The sequence below is a fragment of the Actinoplanes derwentensis genome (assembly GCF_900104725.1).
In the GTDB taxonomy this organism is placed as follows: Bacteria; Actinomycetota; Actinomycetes; order Mycobacteriales; family Micromonosporaceae; genus Actinoplanes; species Actinoplanes derwentensis.
Genome location: NZ_LT629758.1, coordinates 3,398,603 through 3,417,312, shown reverse-complemented (window position 1 = coordinate 3,417,312; position 18,710 = coordinate 3,398,603). Strand labels below are relative to the sequence as shown.

Annotated in this window: 17 protein-coding genes and 1 pseudogene; 5 read left to right on the top strand and 13 right to left on the bottom strand. The window is 69.6% G+C overall.

What is annotated here, in order from left to right; translation table 11 throughout:
• The first annotated feature begins 23 nt into the window (after positions 1–23).
• On the top strand, positions 24–3,287 hold the full coding sequence (locus tag BLU81_RS14990; RefSeq protein WP_092545233.1) for a PAS domain S-box protein: 3,264 nt from the start codon (positions 24–26) through the stop codon (positions 3,285–3,287).
• Positions 3,288–3,328: 41 nt separating this feature from the next.
• Here BLU81_RS14990 and BLU81_RS14985 read toward each other — a convergent pair whose 3' ends face one another.
• The 10 genes from BLU81_RS14985 to BLU81_RS14940 all read right to left on the bottom strand — a co-directional run bounded on the left by BLU81_RS14985 (position 3,329) and on the right by BLU81_RS14940 (position 11,370).
• Positions 3,329–4,330 (bottom strand): LLM class flavin-dependent oxidoreductase, encoded by a 1,002-nt coding sequence (locus BLU81_RS14985; RefSeq protein WP_092557102.1) that lies wholly within the window; start codon positions 4,328–4,330, stop codon positions 3,329–3,331.
• 20 nt (positions 4,331–4,350) lie between these two features.
• On the bottom strand, positions 4,351–4,644 hold the full coding sequence (locus BLU81_RS14980) for an ArsR/SmtB family transcription factor (RefSeq protein WP_092545232.1): 294 nt from the start codon (positions 4,642–4,644) through the stop codon (positions 4,351–4,353).
• Positions 4,645–4,773: 129 nt separating this feature from the next.
• Complete coding sequence (locus BLU81_RS14975) at positions 4,774–5,676, bottom strand: hypothetical protein (protein WP_157751582.1); 903 nt, start codon at positions 5,674–5,676, stop codon at positions 4,774–4,776.
• Positions 5,673–6,050 carry a hypothetical protein gene (locus BLU81_RS14970; protein WP_092545230.1) on the bottom strand — a complete coding sequence of 126 codons (378 nt, stop codon included), beginning with the start codon at positions 6,048–6,050 and terminating at the stop codon, positions 5,673–5,675. Before BLU81_RS14970 ends, BLU81_RS14975 begins: the two co-directional genes overlap by 4 nt.
• Before the next feature lie 85 nt (positions 6,051–6,135).
• Positions 6,136–7,287 (bottom strand): MerR family transcriptional regulator, encoded by a 1,152-nt coding sequence (locus BLU81_RS14965; RefSeq protein ID WP_092545229.1) that lies wholly within the window; start codon positions 7,285–7,287, stop codon positions 6,136–6,138.
• Positions 7,288–7,389: 102 nt separating this feature from the next.
• A complete protein-coding gene (locus BLU81_RS14960; protein WP_092557100.1) occupies positions 7,390–8,088 on the bottom strand; it encodes a HEAT repeat domain-containing protein in 699 nt (232 codons plus the stop codon).
• 51 nt (positions 8,089–8,139) lie between these two features.
• The gene (locus tag BLU81_RS14955; protein ID WP_092545228.1) at positions 8,140–8,808 is read right to left on the bottom strand and encodes a SprT-like domain-containing protein; all 669 of its coding nucleotides are present in this window, start codon (positions 8,806–8,808) and stop codon (positions 8,140–8,142) included.
• 92 nt (positions 8,809–8,900) lie between these two features.
• A complete protein-coding gene (locus BLU81_RS14950) occupies positions 8,901–9,512 on the bottom strand; it encodes a 3-oxoacid CoA-transferase subunit B (protein WP_092545227.1) in 612 nt (203 codons plus the stop codon).
• Positions 9,512–10,198 carry a 3-oxoacid CoA-transferase subunit A gene (locus BLU81_RS14945; RefSeq protein WP_092545226.1) on the bottom strand — a complete coding sequence of 229 codons (687 nt, stop codon included), beginning with the start codon at positions 10,196–10,198 and terminating at the stop codon, positions 9,512–9,514. Before BLU81_RS14945 ends, BLU81_RS14950 begins: the two co-directional genes overlap by 1 nt.
• A complete protein-coding gene (locus BLU81_RS14940; protein ID WP_092545225.1) occupies positions 10,195–11,370 on the bottom strand; it encodes a thiolase family protein in 1,176 nt (391 codons plus the stop codon). Before BLU81_RS14940 ends, BLU81_RS14945 begins: the two co-directional genes overlap by 4 nt.
• Before the next feature lie 78 nt (positions 11,371–11,448).
• Here BLU81_RS14940 and BLU81_RS14935 point away from each other — a divergent pair, with 78 nt between their 5' ends.
• Positions 11,449–12,357 (top strand): LysR family transcriptional regulator, encoded by a 909-nt coding sequence (locus tag BLU81_RS14935; protein ID WP_092545224.1) that lies wholly within the window; start codon positions 11,449–11,451, stop codon positions 12,355–12,357.
• Here BLU81_RS14935 and BLU81_RS14930 read toward each other — a convergent pair.
• A complete protein-coding gene (locus BLU81_RS14930; protein ID WP_092545223.1) occupies positions 12,305–13,075 on the bottom strand; it encodes an aminoglycoside adenylyltransferase domain-containing protein in 771 nt (256 codons plus the stop codon). The genes BLU81_RS14935 and BLU81_RS14930 overlap by 53 nt on opposite strands.
• 95 nt (positions 13,076–13,170) lie before the next feature.
• Here BLU81_RS14930 and BLU81_RS14925 point away from each other — a divergent pair, with 95 nt between their 5' ends.
• Positions 13,171–13,923, top strand: coding sequence for an SIMPL domain-containing protein (locus BLU81_RS14925; protein WP_092545222.1), 753 nt, complete (start codon positions 13,171–13,173; stop codon positions 13,921–13,923).
• A 71-nt stretch (positions 13,924–13,994) separates the two neighbouring features.
• On the opposite strand, the gene BLU81_RS14920 is transcribed toward BLU81_RS14925, so the two are convergent.
• Positions 13,995–14,663: a hypothetical protein gene (locus BLU81_RS14920; protein ID WP_092545221.1), complete on the bottom strand. Its 669-nt coding sequence runs from the start codon at positions 14,661–14,663 to the stop codon at positions 13,995–13,997.
• Positions 14,664–14,682: 19 nt separating this feature from the next.
• Between BLU81_RS14920 and BLU81_RS14915 the strand changes: the two genes are divergently transcribed.
• Positions 14,683–15,177, top strand: a complete 495-nt coding sequence (locus BLU81_RS14915) for an NUDIX hydrolase (protein WP_092545220.1) — start codon at positions 14,683–14,685, stop codon at positions 15,175–15,177.
• A gap of 93 nt (positions 15,178–15,270) precedes the next feature.
• Here BLU81_RS14915 and BLU81_RS14910 read toward each other — a convergent pair whose 3' ends face one another.
• On the bottom strand, positions 15,271–16,098 hold the full coding sequence (locus BLU81_RS14910; protein WP_157751581.1) for a hypothetical protein: 828 nt from the start codon (positions 16,096–16,098) through the stop codon (positions 15,271–15,273).
• 211 nt (positions 16,099–16,309) lie between these two features.
• On the opposite strand from BLU81_RS14910, the pseudogene BLU81_RS14905 reads away from it, so the two are divergent.
• Positions 16,310–18,709, top strand: a pseudogene (locus BLU81_RS14905) (ATP-dependent Clp protease ATP-binding subunit); the annotation flags it as partial.
• Position 18,710 lies beyond the last annotated feature (1 nt).

Sequence of the window (18,710 nt, the reverse complement as noted above, 5' to 3'; positions counted from 1 at the left end):
AAGGGTGCCGACCGGATGCGGTGATGACTACCACAGCTGTCTCGACGAACCCGGACCACGACGTGGTCCGCGACCCGGCCCGGCTCGACGCGGTGGCGGCGACCGGACTGATCGGTGGCGCGCCGTCACCCGTGCTGGACGAGATCACCGGGCTCGCCATGCGCCTGATCGGCGGGCACGTGGCGCTGGTCAACCTGGTGGAGGAGGACCGGCAGAGCCGGGTCAGCCTCAGCGGCCCGGCGGTCGGCCCCGCGCAACGGCAGGTGCCACGGTCGCATTCCTACTGCCAGTACGTGGTGGCGACCGGTGCACCACTGGTCGTCGGGGACGCCCGGGAACATCCGGTGCTGCGGCACAATCCGGCCGTCGCCGCCTACCAGGCCGTCGCCTACCTGGGTGTGCCGGTCCGGTCGCCGAGCGGCCACGTCGTCGGGACGCTCTGCGTCTACGGCACCGCACCGCGCTCCTGGCAGGAATCCGACCTGGCGACCCTGACCGCGCTGGCCACCGCCGCCGGCTCCGAGGTGGCCCGGCGGATGGCCGCCGACGAGACCGAACGCGGCCAGAGTGACGTGCGGTGGATGGTCGACGGGACCGGCGACGCCTTCGTCCAGATCGACTCCCGCGGCGTGATCACCTGCTGGAACACCGCGGCCGAACGGATCTTCGGGCGCAGTGCCGCCGAGACCACCGGGCAACCGGCCGTCGAGATGATCATCGCCCCGGAACAGCGGGACGTCTTCCTCCACTGGATCTCCGCACTGAATGGCCGGGCCAACTGGACCCATCGCGAGTTCCTCGGCGCCCACCGGCAGGGCCGCCGCTTCCCGATCGAGATCTCCGCCGCCGTCCGCACCCAGAACGGCGTCCCCACCACCTACGCCTTCGTCCGCGACATCAGCCTGGTCCGGCGCCGGGAACAACTGCGCCGCCTCGAATACGCGGTGTCCGGAGCCCTGGCCGCCGCCGAGACCGCCGAACACGCCGCCGAGGCCGTGGTGGCCCGGGTCGGCGAAGGGCTGGTCTGGCCGTACGTCGAATACTGGCACCTGGACCCGGACGGCGACGATCAACTGGTCCGGGTGGCCGACTGGTCCCGCGACAGCAAGTCGACAGCGCCGATGCGCAACACCCGGGAGTACGGCCGGGGCTGCGGCGTGGTCGACGCGGTCTTCCAGTCCCGGGCCGCCCGCTGGACCACCGACCTGGCCACCTCCGACACGCCCCGGGCGCCCGCGGCCAAAGCATCCGGCCTGACCACCGTCGTAGCTGTCCCGGTCCGCAACGGCCCCGACGTCGTCGGCGTGCTCGCGATCTTCGACCGGCGCATCGTCGACCCCGAACCCGACCTGATGGCCGCCCTCGACTCGGTCGCCGCACACATCGGCCAATACGTGCACCGGCGCCGCGCCGTCGACCTGGAACTCGAACTCAGCCGCGCCCGGCGGCACTTCGACCAGATCGTCGCCAACCTCAGCGACTTCCTGTGGACCGTCCGGATCACCTCCGACAACGCCGTCCGCCTCGTCTACGCCAGCCCCGGCAACACCGGTATCTTCGGCGGCCCCGCCCCGTCCGGCGGCGACCTCGGCCGCGCCATGGCCGCCATGATCCACCCGGACGACCGGGACGTCTTCATCGACTTCCGGGACACCCTGACCACCGGCGTCCCCGCCCAGGTCGCCTGCCGGTTGATCGGCGGCGACGGCGTGACCCGCTGGGTATGGACCCGCGGACAGCCGCGCCGGGAGAACGGCGTGCTCTACGTCGACGGCGTGTGCAGCGACGTCACCGACCGCCACCACGACAACGCCCGGCTGCGCCAGCAGGCCGAACTCCTCGACCTGGCACCGACCGCGGTGATCGTGCGCACCCTCGACGGCCGGATCGTCCACTGGAACCGGGGCGCCGAACACGTCTACGGCTGGAACGCCGCCGCCGTCGCCGGTCGCACCATCCACCGGCTCCTCGACACCCGGTTCCCGGACACCCCGCAGACCGTCGAACAGATGCTCGCCGAACGCGGCGAATGGTCCGGCGAACTCGACCACCTGCGCAGCGACGGCACCCGCATCGTCGTGCTGTCGCACCAGGCCGTGCAGTACGACGACGACGGCCAGCCGATCGCCTACCTCGAGGTGAACGTCGACGTCACCGCCCGCAAACAGGCCGAACGCCAACTCGCCGACAGTGAGAAGCGGCTGCGCACCCAGTTCTCCCTGGTCACCGTCGGGCAGGCGGCCCTCTCTCTGGACGGGCGGCTGCAACAGGTCAACCCGGCCTTCGCCGAGATCCTCGGCCGGACGGTCACCGACCTGGAAGGCCGCACTCTCGACGAGGTCACCCACCCCGACGACCGGGCCGAGAACGACCGCACCGCCGCCTACATGTTCAGCGAAGACCTGCCCACCGGCCGCTACCTGCGACTACTACACACCGCCGGGCACATCGTCGACGTGGAGATGGGCATGTCCCTGGTCCGCGACACCGACGGCCAGCCGGTCAGCTTCATCGCCGTCATCCAGGACGTCACCGCGCGGCTGGCCGCCGAACGCGACCGCGACGCCGCCGCCACCCTGCTCGGCGTCCGCAACGACGAACTACAGGACACCAACAGCCGGCTCGCCGCCGCGAACGCGCTCAAACTCGACCTGATGGGCATGCTCTCGCACGAGATCGGCACACCCCTCAACACCATTGCCGGGTACGCCGACGTACTGCTCGCCGACACCGTCCACCTCAGCCCCGGACAGCGCAAACCACTCGACGTCATCGCCCGGTCCGCACATCGGCTCAACCAGCTGCGCGCCGAGATCCTGACCATGTGCACCATCGACGCCGACCGGCTCCAGGCCGAGCCGGAACCGGTGCCGTTGGCCGCGGCCCTCGCCGACGCCCTGACCGGGCTGGACCTCGACGTCCCGGTCGACTGCCCCGCCGACCTGGTTGTCCTGGTGCACCCCAGCCACCTGCAGCAGATCGTCACCAACTTCTGCACCAACGCCGCCAAGTACGCCGGTGGAGTCACCGCGATCACCGCCGGCCGCCGGGACGACCGCGCGCTCATCGCCGTCCACGACAACGGTCCCGGCATCGCACCGCACCTGCGGCCCACCCTGTTCGACAGGTTCACCCGGGACACCGCCAACGACCCGTCGATCCAGGGCCACGGACTCGGCCTCTACATCGTCCGAGGGCTCGCCGAAGCCAACGACGGCACCGTCGGCTACCAGCCCGGACAGCCGGGCGGCAGCATTTTCACCCTGAGCCTGCCGCTGCAACAGTGACACCTCGGCTGCGGCCCGGGCGACCGGGCCGCAGCCGTTTTTCAGGCCGCTACGGGAGCAGCCATCGCCGCGCCGGTCAGCGTGATCGACCGGATCCGGTCCTCCACCGACTGGGCGTGGTGCGCGGTGATCAGCTCGTCCGCGTGACACGACGCGGCGAACTCCGTCAGGAAATCGCGCACCTCGTCCGGCGTACCCACCGCGGTGTACTTCGTCATCGACGCGAGCTGACGCCCGTTCGGCGACGCCAGGAACGCGTCGATCTCGGCGTCGGTGAAGTTCTGCCCGACCGACCCGCGCGTGATGAACGCCCGGGTCCGCGCGCGATACGCCGACTTCATCTGCGCGACCGCCTCGTCATGGGTCTCGGCGGCGACCACGTTCACCCCGGCGATCACGTACGGCTCGGCGAGCTGCTCCGATGCGACGAACGTCTCCCGGTAGATCTTCACCGCCTGGTGCAGGGCCTCCGGGGAGAAGTGCGACGCGAACGCGTACGGCAGGCCCAGCTGCGCGGCGAGCTGCGCACCGAACAGCGACGACCCGAGGATGTAGAGCGGCACCGGCTGATCGGCCCGCGGCACCGCCTGCACACCCGGCACCACCGACCGCCCCGACAGATAACCCTGCAACTCCTGGACGTCCTGCGGGAACGACTCGGCGGACGAGTGATCGCGGCGCAGCGCCCGCATCGTCACCTGGTCACTGCCCGGCGCCCGGCCGAGACCCAGATCGATCCGCCCCGGAAAGAGCGTCTCCAGCGTGCCGAACTGCTCGGCGATCACCAGCGGCGAGTGATTCGGCAGCATGATGCCGCCGGCGCCGAGCCGGATCGACGAGGTGTGCGCGGCCACGTGCCCGATCACCAGGCTCGTCGCCGACGATGCGATGGTGGCCATGTTGTGGTGCTCGGCGTACCAGACTCGCTGGTAGCCGGCGCTCTCGGCGGCCCGGGCCAGAGCCACACTGGCCTGGAAGCTGTCGCGTGCGGTCTGCCCGGCGGAGATCGGCGCCAGGTCGAGCAGGGAGAGTGCGGTGGGCATGGACGTGCCGCCTTCCAATGTCACAGGTGGTGGTGCAGGCGTTCGGTGAAGGCGCGGATCCGGTCCTCGTCCCGGCGGAAGTAGATCCACTGGCCGCGACGGGTCGCGAGCAGGAAACCGGCCCGTTGAAGAATCGCCAGGTGCGCGGAGACGGTGGAGGCGGAGCAGCCGGCCCGGCGCTGGATCAGGCCCGCGCAGACACCGATGTCCCCGGTCTCGGCGCCGGCCTCGGGAAACTGGGCGGCCGGGTCCTTCAGCCACTCCAGGATCGCCAGGCGCGTCTCGTTCGACAGCGCCTTGCACTCCTCCAGCATGTCGGCGCACCGCCCTTCGTTATTTCGCTGAATAACGAAATTACGTCACCCAACGTGGATCCTGCCACCGAGCATGACGCGCCTCACCGTGTCAGCGGTGTTCCCCTGCGCTGGGATCGGTGCCGGGCCTCAGGATGCCCGTTCTTCAAAGACCGGGGCCGAACCGACCAGACCACGGACCAGGTACGTCGTCAGCCGCTCGCCCTGTACCCGCTCATCGTCCGGGTCGGTCGGCAACGGCCAGCGCACCTGCTCGTACAGCCGCCGCCGGTACATGTCGTACGCCGCCTCCAGCATGTCGGCGTAGCGGGCCGCCCGATGCGGGATCCACAGCCGGACCACGAAGACCACCGGCACCAGCCCCGCGACCAGGGCCCACGGGCTCCAGAATCCGAACGGCAGGAACGCCAGCGCCCAGATCGCAGTGGCCACCGCCCGATCCAGCGCCGCCCGAGCCGCACCCAGATCGAGGCGGGCCTGCTCCGGCAGCACCAGCCACAGGTGCGGCCAGAGCGCGACGGCGTCCAGACCATACTTCCCGTGGGGCCTGGTCTCGGCGGCCCGCAACATGTTGCCCAGCCGGGTCGGCATCAGCCACGGATCAGCCGGAATCCGATGCAGCAACTGCTCCGGACGCCCCTGCCGGGACCGCTCACCCCGCAACGCGACCGTGCGAAGCTCCTTCTCCAGCGCCGTACGCCGGGACCGCTCCCGTTTGACCAGCCAGACCCGTAACGGCTGCAGAGGCCAGGTCCAGTAGCCCTCCAGAAACCGGAGAACCGGCCGGGTCAGCAGCCGGACCAGGGTGGTGCCGGCGAACGCCACGGCCAGCAGTGCCGCCACCAGGGCCATTACCACCAGAGTCGGCAGCCCGGCGACCTGCTCACCCACCGCAACGAGCCGCCCCCATCCACCGTGCGCCGACAGCCAGGCCAGCGCCCCGCCGACGGCGAACACCAGAGCCGCCCCGAGCCGGGTCAACAGCCGCTCGACGACGTGACCGGCCACCGCCTCACCCAACGCGTCAATCATCGCGGAAAGACCTCGACCAGGACCTCGTGGTGATCCGGGCAGCGCGGCACGACCTCCGACGGATAGAGCCGAGGCCACTTCACACACTGGCTGACCGGGCAGGTGTAGATCTGAAGCCGAGCACCGAGCCGGTCACCGTCCGGCGACTCCGACCGCGTGGTGAGCTGATCAGCGATGTCGCGGGGAAGTAGATCAGGGTGACTCAACGTGTCCGCCACCCAGGCCTGCACTTCCGGGTCCCGCGCGAACACCGCCCGAAGCCGCCCGTCGACATCCTCACCAGCGTGCGCGGCCCGCACCAGATCACCGATCTGCTGATCCCAGCGAGCCAGATCCGGCTCGTCGACCAGGTACTTCAAGTAGAGACGGATCATGCGGGCAATATCGACGAGGTCGCTCACTGACGCTCCGGTTCAGCCGATCGAGGCTCCACTGTAGTGACTGAACGCACCCGCTCGATCAGCCGCCCGAAAATCCCGCACCGTCCGGGTCGCCGTTCAGATCTGCCCGGTCACCGGTCGGGCCGCCGGTTCGTAGGGTGAGGACATAGGTGGCGGTCAGAGCGACCGCACGATCGTCGTCGGTCGTCAGTTCAGCCAGGGCCCAGGTCGCGGCCTTTCCCGGGATGTCCGCCAGCGCCTGGGTGAGTCGTTGCCGGGCAGCCGCGAGGCCAGCACCCAGGGCTTCATCGACTGGTTGCTCCGCGATCCGGGCTTTGATATCGGCGATGCGACCGGCCAGAACGGTGGCGATCCGGTCCGCCAGGGCAGGATCGCCCGGATCGCCGGCCAGGGCACTGAGCGCGTCGGCGGCATTGGCGTCGCTCGTGTTCGCGACGATCATGCCGACCAAGGTCGGGACCGCCCCGGCCGCTCCGCGCGAACCCAGAGCCACCGCCGCGATCCGCCGAACCGTCTCGTCGGAGTTGGTGAGAGCATCCTGCAACTGAGCGGTCGCCGCATCGGTCGGAAACTCGGCGATCGTCCGGACGGCCCGCTTCCGCACCTCAGCCGAGGGCGCACGAAGCCCAGCCGCCAACATCGCCAGCACATCCTCACCAGACTGAAGCTTCGGGTGTTGTTCTGCTTGGATGCCGGTTTGGACCAGCGTCCAGCGGAGGGCTCCGGCGACGTTCGGGTCTGCCTCGCTCAGTACCGCCTCGACCAAGGCCTCCACCGGCATCGGGACGTCGTCGGCCGCGGCCAGAGCGGCCTGCTGGCGCCGGCCGGCGTTGTCCGAACTCAAAGCCTGCAGGAGCGACACGATCTGGAGGATGTCCTCCCAACCGGCCGCCCCGACGACGCCGATCTGCTGCAACCGGGTGAGTAGCCGAGTCTCGTCGGCGATGCGCTCGCGGGTGCGGTCGATGAGGTCGCCGACGAGTTCGGCGGGGTCGAACGCGGGATCGTCCAGCGCCCGCCCGGCTTCCTTCAGCGACAGCCCCAGCGATCGCAGGCTCTCGATGTGGAAGATCCGGCGGATGTCGTCGCTGGAATACTCCCGATAGCCGGACCCGGTGCGCCCGGTCGGCCGAACGAGACCGATCGAGTCGTAGTGCCGCAGCATGCGAGCACTGACCCCCGACCGTCGTGCCACATCCCCGATCAACACTGCGCCATCGTCCTCCCCGTCCCTCTGATGTCGGTCACCGCTCGCGAGAGAGAAGTTCCCAGCGTGCCCGTCCCCGACAGTCCAGCCAGCGTCTTGTCCTACTCAGGGAAGGACGCCTGGCTGCTCGGCAACGGTGGGAAGGGCGGATGAGGGCTGGGCGGGCGGACCGTCGGGGCCGAGGGCGACGATGCGTTTCGCCTGGTCGACGGCGAAGTCGAAACCGGCGTCGGGGTCGTGGAACAGCTGCTCGGTGGCTGTCGCGTGCCGGACCACAACAGGGTCGGGGTGGGCCGACGCGGTGGCCAGGAGCGGCAGGATCACCTCGCCGAGGGTGATCAGTGCCCGGCTCAGGCTCAGCTGGGTCTCCCGCTCGCCACGACCGAGCTGAGTCACCAGGATCCCGGCCAGCTCGGGCTCCGAACCGTCGGGGACGAGCCCGGCCGCCGTGCGCCAAGCCGCTCGGGCCACCTCGTCGTCGGGGTCGGTCAGCAGCTCCGGGGTGACCGACGGCCACGCGGATCGCTCACCGATCTTGGATAGTGAGTGCAGCGCCTGACTCCGGGCCTGGGCCCGCGACGATCCCAGCTCGCTGATCAACCGGGGGACCGTCGCGGCCGGCGGGTGCCGGGTGAGTGCCCAGGTCAGCATGTCGCGGACGTAGAAGTCCGGCTCGACGGCGCACTGCTCGACGAGTGTGTCGATCAGGTGCGGGTCCGGTGTCGTGCCGGCTGCCAGTGCGGCTTGAAGTCGCACCGACGAACTGCTGTTCGCCAACCCTTGACGGACTCGGGTCGTGTTCATCAGGACCACCCTTCTTCGGGTCCCAGTCAAAGGGTTGTCACCGTGTGAAGGTCAAGCCAGCGGTTCCACCATTGCGAACGTGGCGTTGAGCAGTCCGGCGCGAGTCTGCACGTGGTACCGGCTGCGGCCCTGCTTGACGATGGTGCCGACGAGGCCGCCGTATTTTCCGCCGCCCTTGAGACGTACCCGATCGCCGATCTTGAACGCGACGCCGGTCCGCCCACCCTGCACCCGGATCATCTCGGCCGCGTAGGCGGCCTGCATCGGCGCCGCCTGCCCCCGATAGGTCCACGCGAACACCGCATTCCGGTCGAACGCCCGGGAGCAACGCGAACACGACCGCACCCGGGTCGGTCGCCGGTGCGCGGTGGTGCTGTGCCCGGCCGGGCAGAAACCCACCCAGGAGCCTTCGACCCGGGGCACACCCTCCGGTACGCACCGTGTTCCGGAGCAGCCGATCCGCTGGGCGGTGGCCCGCCACACCGCGTCGTGCCCGTGTTTGGCGCCGACCAGGGCGTGCGCGATCTCGTGCAGCACGGTGTCGGTGACCTGTTCGATCGTGTAGATGCCCATGAGCGGCCGGGACAGCCCGATCTGTTTGGTGGCGGGCCGGCAGACTCCCGCACGGGTCTTGGCGTTGTCGAACGTCAACCGCCAGCCCTTGAGCCCGTGCCGTGCCATCAGCCCGGCCGCGAGCTCCCGCGCCTCACCCAGTTCCAACCCAGCGGCTCCTAAGACAACGACGCGAACGAACGAGCGACGCGAAACGAGCGGCGCAACCGAACGATGCGAACGACAACAGCGACGAGAGGCTACGTTATCTTCTGCAGTTGCTCGCGGGTGATGCCGAAGGACTCCCGGACCACCACTCCGCCCGGCCCCACGTCGAAGACGGCGAGGTCGGTGTAGACGCGGCTGACACACCGCAGCCCGGTCAGCGGATAGGTGCACTCCGGCACCAGCTTCGGCCGGCCCTGTTTGTCGAAGAGCGTCATCATCACGTATACCTGCTTGGCCCCGATCGCCAGGTCCATCGCCCCGCCGACCGCGGGGATGGCGTCCGGCGCGCCGGTGTGCCAGTTCGCCAGATCGCCGTGCACCGAGACCTGGAAAGCACCGAGCACACACACGTCAAGATGACCACCGCGCATCATCATGAACGAGTCGGCATGGTGGAAATACGAGGCACCGGGCAGTTCGGTGACCGGCACCTTCCCGGCGTTGGTCAGGTCCGGGTCGATGTCGTCGCCGGTCGTGGCCGGGCCCATGTTGAGCATGCCGTTCTCGGTGTGCAGGATGACGCCCTGCTCCGGGGTGAGATGGTCGGCGACCTTGGTGGGCTGGCCGATGCCGAGGTTGACGTAGGAGTCCGCCGGGATGTCCCGGGCGACCAGGGCGGCGAGTTCGTCGGTGGACAGTGGCATCAGCGCGCTCCCTGGACCATGTAGCTGCGGGCCTCTACACGGACCACCCGATCGACGAAGATGCCCGGCGTGACGACCGTCTCCGGGTCGATGTCACCGGCCGCGACGACCTCGCTGACCTGCGCGATCGTGGTGGTCGCGGCCGTCGCCATCACCGGGCCGAAGTTGCGGGCGGTCTTGCGGTAGACCAGATTACCGAGGCGGTCGGCGCGAAACGCGCTGATCAGCGCCACATCCCCCTTGATCGGGAACTCCAGGACGTAGTCGCGGCCGTCGATGGTCCGGACCTCCTTGCCCTCGGCCAGCGGCGTACCGACCGCGGTCGGGCAGTAGAACGCGCCGATCCCGGCTCCGGCGGCGCGCATCCGCTCGGCGAGATTGCCCTGCGGGACGACCTCCAGTTCGATGCGGCCGGTGCGGTACAGGTCGTCGAAGACGTAAGAATCCGACTGCCGCGGGAAAGAGCAGATCACCTTTCGTACGCGGCCCGCCTTCAGCAACGCCGCGAGGCCGACGTCCCCGTTGCCCGCGTTGTTGCTGACGATCGTCAGATCGGTCGCGCCCTGCCGGATCAGCCCTTCGATCAGGTCGAACGGCATCCCGGCCAGCCCGAACCCGCCGACCAGCACGGTGCTGCCGTCGGCGATCCCGGCGACCGCCTCGTCCACGCTCTCGCGATGCTTCACTTCGAGACCCTTTCCAGTACGACGGCCAGGCCCTGCCCGACGCCGATGCAGATCGCGGCGACCCCGAACCGGGCGTCGCGTTCGTGCAGCACCTTGGCGAGGGTGCCGAGGATCCGGCCGCCGCTCGCACCCAGCGGGTGGCCGATCGCGATGGCGCCGCCCCGGGTGTTGACGATCTCCGGGTCGATGCCCCAGGCGTCGACACAGGCGAGCGACTGTACGGCGAACGCCTCGTTGAGTTCGACGGCCCCGACCTGATCCCAGCCGATGCCGGCTCGTTGCAGGGCTTTGTTCGCGGCTTCCACCGGGGCGTAGCCGAAGTCCTGCGGGTCCAGGGCGAACGCGCCCCGGCCGACGATCGCGGCGACCGGATCATGACCGATCACGTCGGCGGCTTGCTCGGATCCGAGCAATACCGCCGAGGCGCCGTCACTGAGCGGGGAGGCGTTTCCAGCGGTGATCGTGCCGTCCGGCCGGAAGCTGGGCTTCAGTCTGCTGAGCTTCTCCGGTGAACTGTCCGGCCGTACACCCTCGTCTTGTGAAAGTCCGTCGACCGGTGTCACCAGATCGTCGTAGAACCCGTCACTCCAGGCCTGGGCCGCGAGTCGATGGGAACGGGCGGCGAACTCGTCCTGACGTAACCGATCGATCTTGAAGCGGTCCGCCAGCAGCTCGTTGCACTCACCGAGAGAGGCGGTCCAGGACTCCGGCATCCGGGGGTTGACCAGGCGCCAGCCGAGCGTGGTCGACACCGCCGTCAGGTTGCCCGCCGGGAAGCCCTTCGCCGGCTTCGGCAGCACCCAGGGCGCGCGGGTCATCGACTCGACACCGCCTGCCACGACCGCGTCGGCGTCGCCGGTCTCGATCGCCCGCGAGCCGATCATCGCGGCGTCCAGGCCGGAGCCGCACAGCCGGTTCACGGTCGTGCCCGGGACCGAGGTGGGCAGGCCGGCCAGCAGCGCGGCCATCCGGCCGACGTTGCGGTTGTCCTCACCGGCACCGTTCGCGTTGCCCCAGATCACCTCGCCGATCACGGCCGGGTCCAGGCCCGGCGAGCGCTCCAGCAGCGACTGGATCACCCCGGCGGCCAGATCGTCGGGGCGGGCACCGGCGAGTGCGCCGTTGAACCGGCCGAACGGAGTGCGAACAGCCTGGTAGACGAAGGCTCTCATACCGCTACGGTAAGCGCTCGGCTTGATACGTTGAAGTATCAAAATCCTGCGCCATTCAGAGTTTCGAGGTCTCAATCGGTGGAGTTTCGGCAGCTCCGGTACTTCATGGTCGTCGCCGAGGAACGCCACTTCGGCCGGGCCGCCGCCCGCCTGCACATGGCCCAGCCTCCGTTGTCGCAGGCCATCCGGCGTCTCGAGGCCTCGCTGGGTGTCGAGCTCTTGCATCGGACCACGCGGCGGGTTGCCCTGACCGATGCCGGACACGCCTACCTGATCCGGGTCCGCGCCATCCTCGCCGACGTCGACGACGCCGGTCACGAGGCCCGCCGGGTCGCCGCCGGAGCCGTCGGCCACCTGACGATCGGCTGCGTCGGGTCGGTCACTTACAGCCTGCTGCCCGCTCTCTCCCGTCATCTGGCCGTCGCCTTGCCCGGAGTCGACTTCTCCTTCCGGGGCGAGATGCTCGCCCCGGACCAGGTCGAGGCGCTGCGCTCCGGGGAGATCGACGTGGCGCTGCTGCGCCCACCGGTCGCCGACCCGGCCCTGACGGTCACCCCGCTGCGCAGTGACCCGCTGGTCGTCGCCCTGCCCGCCGCGCATCCGCTGGCCGGATCACCGTCGGTCGGCATCACCGATCTGCGGGACGAGCCGCTGATCGTGCATTCCGCGGACCGGCGTTCGACGATGTACGGGGTGGTGCTCGGCCTGTTCCACGACGCCGGGATCGAACCGCGCATCCGTCACGAGGTCGGCGAGACGTCCACCTTGATCACCCTGGTGGCCGGCGGCCTGGGCGTCGCCGTGGTCCCCGCGCCGGTCACGGCCCTGGCCTTGGAGGGCGTCGTCTACCGCCCGCTGACGGGCCCGTCCGCGACCGTCGACCTGGCGCTGGCTCACCGCTCCGACCGCACCGAACCCCACCTGGCCAGAACCCTCACGCTGATCCTGGCCCTGACCGGCGCAGACCGTCCCGGATCGTCCACGTGAGGAACTCGTACGTATCCCGGCCCCGCTCCGCCAGGTCGTCGTAGACCGGCGGATCGGCGGGGCGTTCGCGGATGCGCAGGGCGTCCAGGGCCAGCCGATGCCAGCGGGGATCCAGTTCGTCGACGATGTAACGCCCGGCCCCGCTCTTGGACGTCAGCTCGTCCTTGACCAGCAGGTGATGCAGTCGTGCGACGCCGAGGACCACCCACGCGACGGACGGGTCCGGTGCGTCGCGTGCGGTGGGTCCGGCCTGTTCGATCTGTGCGGCGATGGACCGCCAGTACGTGTCGAGGTTCCGGTGGGTGAACGCGCGCAACTCAGCCCGGTCGGTGTGGACCGGCGGTAGTTCGCCACGGATCACCACGGCGCGTTCGGCGAGTTCGTGCCACGTGACCGGGTTGATGTCGACCGTACCGGCCGGCTCGAAAGTGCTCTGAAAGAAGGCCGGGCGGCGGCCGACGGTCTGCGCGGAGACGGCCAGGTCGCCCGGCGAGCAGTGGAAGCCGTCGAACGTGACCTCGGGATGGCGTCTCCTGGCCGCGTGGTGGGCGCCGGCCAGGGCCGTGCGGTCAGGTGGTCGGGCCCACACGCCGACGAAGTCCACGTCGCTGCCCGGGAAGAACTCGCCCCAGCAGAGCGAACCGTGCAGGAACAGCCCGGTCAGTGCGGCCGGCTGCCGGGCGTCGATCTCGGCGAGAAAGGTACGGGCGACATCCACGAGGGCACGATAGTCATCGTCGGCAACGTCAAAAAAGCGACAAAACGCGCCTGGCGTACGAGTAACTTAAGGTACTTTGTGTATTAAATAGGACAATGAATCGGTCATTTGTCTCCATGCCGGCGCTCGTCGCGCTGGCGGCAACCACCGCGCTGCTCGGCGGCGCCCCGGCGACGGCGGCCCCGACCACGGCCGCGGCGACCGTCGACGTGCCCTGGGAGAGTGTGCAGGTCAGCGGCGTCGGCCAGGTGTACGGCGAGCCGGACACCCTGACCGCCAACTTCGCGGCCGAGAGCAGTGCCGACACCGTCGGAGCCGCCCTCAGCGGTGCCACCTCGGCGGCCACCAAGATGCGGAACGCGCTCGTCGGTGGCGGCATCGCCAAGATCGACCTGCAGACGTCCAACGTTGACATCAACCCCAAGACCGACGACAAGGGAAAGATCACCGGCTACACGGTGAATCAGGGGCTCACCGCGACGATCCGGAACCTGACCCGCGCCGGGGGACTCATCACCGACACGGTCCGGGCCGGTGGCGACGCGGCCCGGCTCAGCGGAGTGGCGTTCGCGATCGGCGACGACAGCAAACTGCTCGCCGAGGCCCGTAAGAAGGCGATCGCCGAGGCCCGCGGGAAGGCCGAACTGTACGCCCGCGAGGCCGGCCGTCCACTCGGCCGGGTCCTGCGGATCAGCGAATCGTCACCCGGATTCGGCTACCCCGGTGAACAGTTCCGGACATACGCCGGGATGGCCGCGGACAAGGCCGTGCCGCTCGAACCGGGCCGCCAGAAGCTGACCGCGACCGTCTCGGTGGAGTGGGCGCTCGGCCCCGTCCCGTCGAACTAGAGAGCGTCGTTCGCCGTGGTGACTTGGGGTGCGAATCGCACCCCAAGTCACCACGCGACCTGACCGCGCGGCTACCAGAACTCGCGGAGATCATCGTGGCGGCGCAGGATCTCCACCAGGGCCCGTAGTTCCGCGCGGCTGCCCGGCACCATCCGGATCGCGTCCACCGATTTGGCCATCGAAGACCGCGGCGGCAGCGCACCCAGCGCTTCGAGAACCGCCCGGCCCAGCTCACGATCGGCCGCGGACGCTCCGTTCCGGGGCGCGAGCTGAAGTTGCTCCAGGTCGAAGGCCGCGTACCGCACCGAGTCGTGTCGCACCCCGCCCCACTTGAAACGCTCGAAATTCAGCACGTTCAGGTCCTCGCCCGGCGCATCCGGGAACTGTCCGCACACCGCACAGAACACTTGCCCAGAGCCGATCAAAATCGGATGCGGCCGTACGGTGGAAGCAGTCGCGTAGGACCCGAGCGCCGACCGCAGATCCAGCCGCCGGCTGCCCAGACTCTCCAGAAAAGCGTCACCGACCTCAGCCGGAGTCACCGCCCCGGCCGCGGTGATCGCCGCTTCGATCCAGCCGTCGTGGGTGTCGTCGCGCGCCCGCTCGAACATCACTCCGGCCGCCACCGCCCGAGCCATCGTGGCCGGGTCCGGCCAGGCCGGCGGGTCCCGCCATCCGTGAGCCGACCAGAACGTGGCCATCAACGGCTTCAACTCTCGCGCCGCCACGTCGTAGCTCACCCGTTTTACAGTACGGGCCATGCCCGTACCGGAATTCATCATCGCCCTGCGAAACAAGATCGGGCACGACCCGTTACCGCTGCCCGGCGTCGTCGCCGTGGTGCTCGACGAACAGGGGCGGGTGCTGATGGTCCGGCGTTCGGACACCGGTGAGTGGGCGCTGACCACCGGATGCCTGGAGCCGGGGGAGCAGCCGGCCGCCGGTGCCGTCCGGGAGGTCCGGGAGGAGACCGGCGTCGACGTCGTGGTGGAGCGGCTGCTGTCGGTGGAGACCCTGGACCTGGAGGTGCTGCCGAACGGCGACCAGGTCCACTGGCTCGCGATCGGTCTGCTGTGCCGGGTCGTCGGCGGGCAGGCCCGGGTGAACGACGACGAATCGGTGGAGGTCGGCTGGTTCGCACCGGACGAGGTTCCGCCGCTGCCACCCCACCAGCAGCGATGCCTGACGCACGCGCGCTCCGGCGACCGCCGGGCGATGACGCCGGGCACGGCGGCCGGTCAGTGGACGGCCTGAGGGAAGTCAGCCGGGCGCGGCGGCCGGTCAGTGGACGGCTTGGGGGAGCTCGGCCGGGTTCGGCGGCCGGGTGAGCGGACGGCGTGAGGGAGGTCAGCCGGGCAGGACCGGGATCGTGACGACGGTGGGGGAGCCGTCGGGGCACACGTCGTAGGCGACCGGTGGGCCGGACCGCGTCCAGCGGGCGCTGACGACGGTGCCGGGTGGGAGCCGGGTGCCCGGCGGGTGGCCCTGGTAGGGCTCCACCAGGAGTGCGTCGAGGGTGTGCCGGGCGCCGTCGAGGAAGCCGCGGAGGCTGGTGGTGCGCAGTTCGCGGCCCAGCAGGATCGCCGCGTCGCGGTGGCGGCGGTCGGTGCTGGACTCGCCGGCGGTCAGGGCCGTCTCGACGCGGGCCCACAGGCGCCAGCGGTCGGTGTCGAGCAGCAGGCGGGCGGCCCGGTCCAGGGCCGCGCACGCGACGTCGACCGCGGACTCCTCGCCCAGTTCGGCGGCCCAGCTCAGTTCGGCGGCGGCGGGGCGGAGTCCGGGTGATTCGTGGAGCAGTACCCCGTACAACATCGCCATGGTCGTCTCTCGCCCCTCGCCGTGGAAACGCGGGTCGACGCCGCACACCGGGGGGAATCGGCGGGTCAGGTGGGTGGCCCGGCCGATCGGCAGGTCGGCGGCGAGGCGGGTGTCGGTGACCCGGGCGAGGAAGCTGCGTTGTTCGCGGGCAGCGAACATCCACGCCCGGTGTTCGTCGGCTCCCGGCCGGAACGAACCGGCCGATGGACGCAGTGAATCGGCCTCCGACCGCAGCGTGCGGGCTTCGAGAAGGCGCGCGGCCACCGAATACGCCACGCCCAGCTCGGCGGCCAGGGCTCGGATCGCACGTTTGCGGGACCGGTCGGGCACGGCTCGACGGCCGCGGGTAACGCTCATGCTGCTTCCTCCCTCGACCATCGTAAATGGATTCGTTGTACGCTCGGGGGGCAGCGCGCCTGCACGAGCGTAGCGAGGCCACCCACGTGGGCCGAGCGTCGACGCCAAGAGGCTCAGACTCAGCGCATGTTACTCCCTGACGGCTTCCGCACGTCCACGTGCGATTCCTTGGGCGGGGTGCGTGGGGCCTCGCTGCGAGGACGTGAGTGTCATGTTCGAACGTTTCACCGACCGTGCCCGCCGAGTCGTCGTCCTGGCCCAGGAAGAGGCCCGGATGCTGAACCACAACTACATCGGGACCGAGCACATCCTGCTCGGCCTGATCCATGAGGGCGAGGGCGTCGCCGCCAAGGCCCTGGAGAGTCTGGAGATCTCGCTCGAAGCCGTCCGACGGCAGGTCGAGGAGATCATCGGGCAGGGGCAGGAGACGCCGGCCGGGCACATTCCGTTCACGCCGCGTGCCAAGCGGGTGCTGGAGCTGGCGCTGCGGGAGGCGCTTCAGCTCGGGCACGACTACATCGGGACCGAGCACATCCTGCTCGGCCTGATCCGTGAGGGTGAGGGTGTCGCCGCGCGGGTGCTGGTCAAGTTGGGTGCCGACCGGGACCGGGTGCGCCAGCAGGTGATCCAGTTGATCTCCGGTTTCGCGGCGGAGGCGACCGAGCAGACCGGCGGGAAGGCCACCGTGAAAGCCACGGCGACGGCCGCCTCGCCGCTGCTGGAGCAGTTCGGGAGCAACCTGACCCAGAGCGCCCGCGAGGGCAAGCTCGACCCGGTGATCGGCCGGGAACGGGAGATCGAGCAGGTCATGCAGGCGCTGTCGCGGCGCCGGAAGAACAATCCGGTGCTGGTCGGTGAGCCGGGGGTCGGCAAGACCGCGGCCGTCGAGGGCCTGGCGCAGCTGATCGTCAAGGGCGCGGTGCCGGAGACGCTGAAGGACAAGCAGCTCTACACCCTGGACATGGGGTCGCTGGTCGCCGGTTCCCGCTATCGCGGTGACTTCGAGGAGCGCCTGAAGAAGGTGCTCAAGGAGATCGGCACGCGGGGCGACATCATCCTGTTCATCGACGAGATCCACACGCTCGTCGGAGCGGGGGCCGCCGAGGGGGCGATCGACGCCGCCAGCATCCTCAAGCCGATGCTGGCCCGCGGCGAGTTGCAGTTGATCGGCGCGACGACCCTGGACGAGTACCGGAAGTTCCTGGAGAAGGACAAGGCCCTGGAACGGCGGCTGATGCCGATCCAGGTCGGCGAGCCGTCCCTCGCGCACACCATCGAGATCCTGCGAGGGCTGCGGGACGCCTACGAGACCCATCACCGGGTGACGATCACCGATGCGGCGATTGTGGCGGCGGCGACGCTGTCCGACCGGTACATCTCGGACCGTTTCCTGCCGGACAAGGCGATCGACCTGATCGACGAGGCCGGGGCGCGGATGCGGATCCGCCGGATGACCGCGTCACCCGGCCGGCGTGACCTGCAGCAGCGGATCGCGCAGGTGCGGCAGGACAAGGAGTCCGCGATCGACGCGCAGGACTACGAGCGCGCCGCGCAGTTGCGGGACCGGGAGCGGGCCATCTCGGCCGAGCCGGTGCCGGACGAACTGGACGTGGTCACCGAGGTCGGTGACGAGCAGATCGCCGAGGTGCTGGGCAGCTGGACCGGCATCCCGGTCTTCAAGCTGACCGAGGAGGAGACGTCCCGTCTGCTGGGGATGGAGGACGAGCTGCACAAACGGGTCATCGGTCAGGTGGACGCGGTGCAGTTGGTCGCGAAGGCGATCCGGCGGACCCGGGCCGGGCTCAAGGACCCCAAGCGGCCGTCCGGATCGTTCATCTTCGCCGGGCCGTCCGGCGTGGGCAAGACCGAACTGTGCCGTACGCTGGCCGACTTCCTGTTCGGGTCGGAGGACGCGCTGATCCAGCTCGACATGTCGGAGTTCCACGACGGGGTCACGGTGTCGCGCCTGGTCGGTGCGCCGCCCGGTTACGTCGGTTACGACGAGGGTGGCCAGCTGACCGAGAAGGTCCGCCGTAAGCCGTTCAGTGTGGTGCTGTTCGACGAGATCGAGAAGGCCCACCCGGACGTCTTCAACACGCTGCTGCAGATCCTGGAGGAGGGCCGGCTGACCGACGGCCAGGGCCGGATCGTGGACTTCAAGAACACGGTCATCATCCTGACCACGAACCTGGGCACCCGGGACGTGGCGAAAGCGGTGTCGCTGGGCTTCCAGGCGTCGGAGGCCGAGGAGTCGTCGTACGAGAGGATGAAGTCCAAGGTCGACGACGAGTTGAAGCAGCACTTCCGCCCGGAGTTCCTGAACCGTATCGACGACACGATCGTCTTCCACCAGTTGCGCATGGAGGAGATCCTGCAGATCGTCGACATCTTCACCGCCCGCATCGAGGAGCAGCTGAAGAACAAGGACATGGGCCTGGAGCTGACCGGCGACGCCAAACTGTTCCTGGCGTCCAAGGGCTTCGACCCGGTGATGGGGGCCCGCCCGCTGCGCCGGACCATCCAGCGGGAGCTGGAGGACACCCTGTCGGAGCGGATCCTCTTCAACGAGCTGCGCCCCGGCCAGACCGTGGTGGTGGACCGGGAAGGGGAGG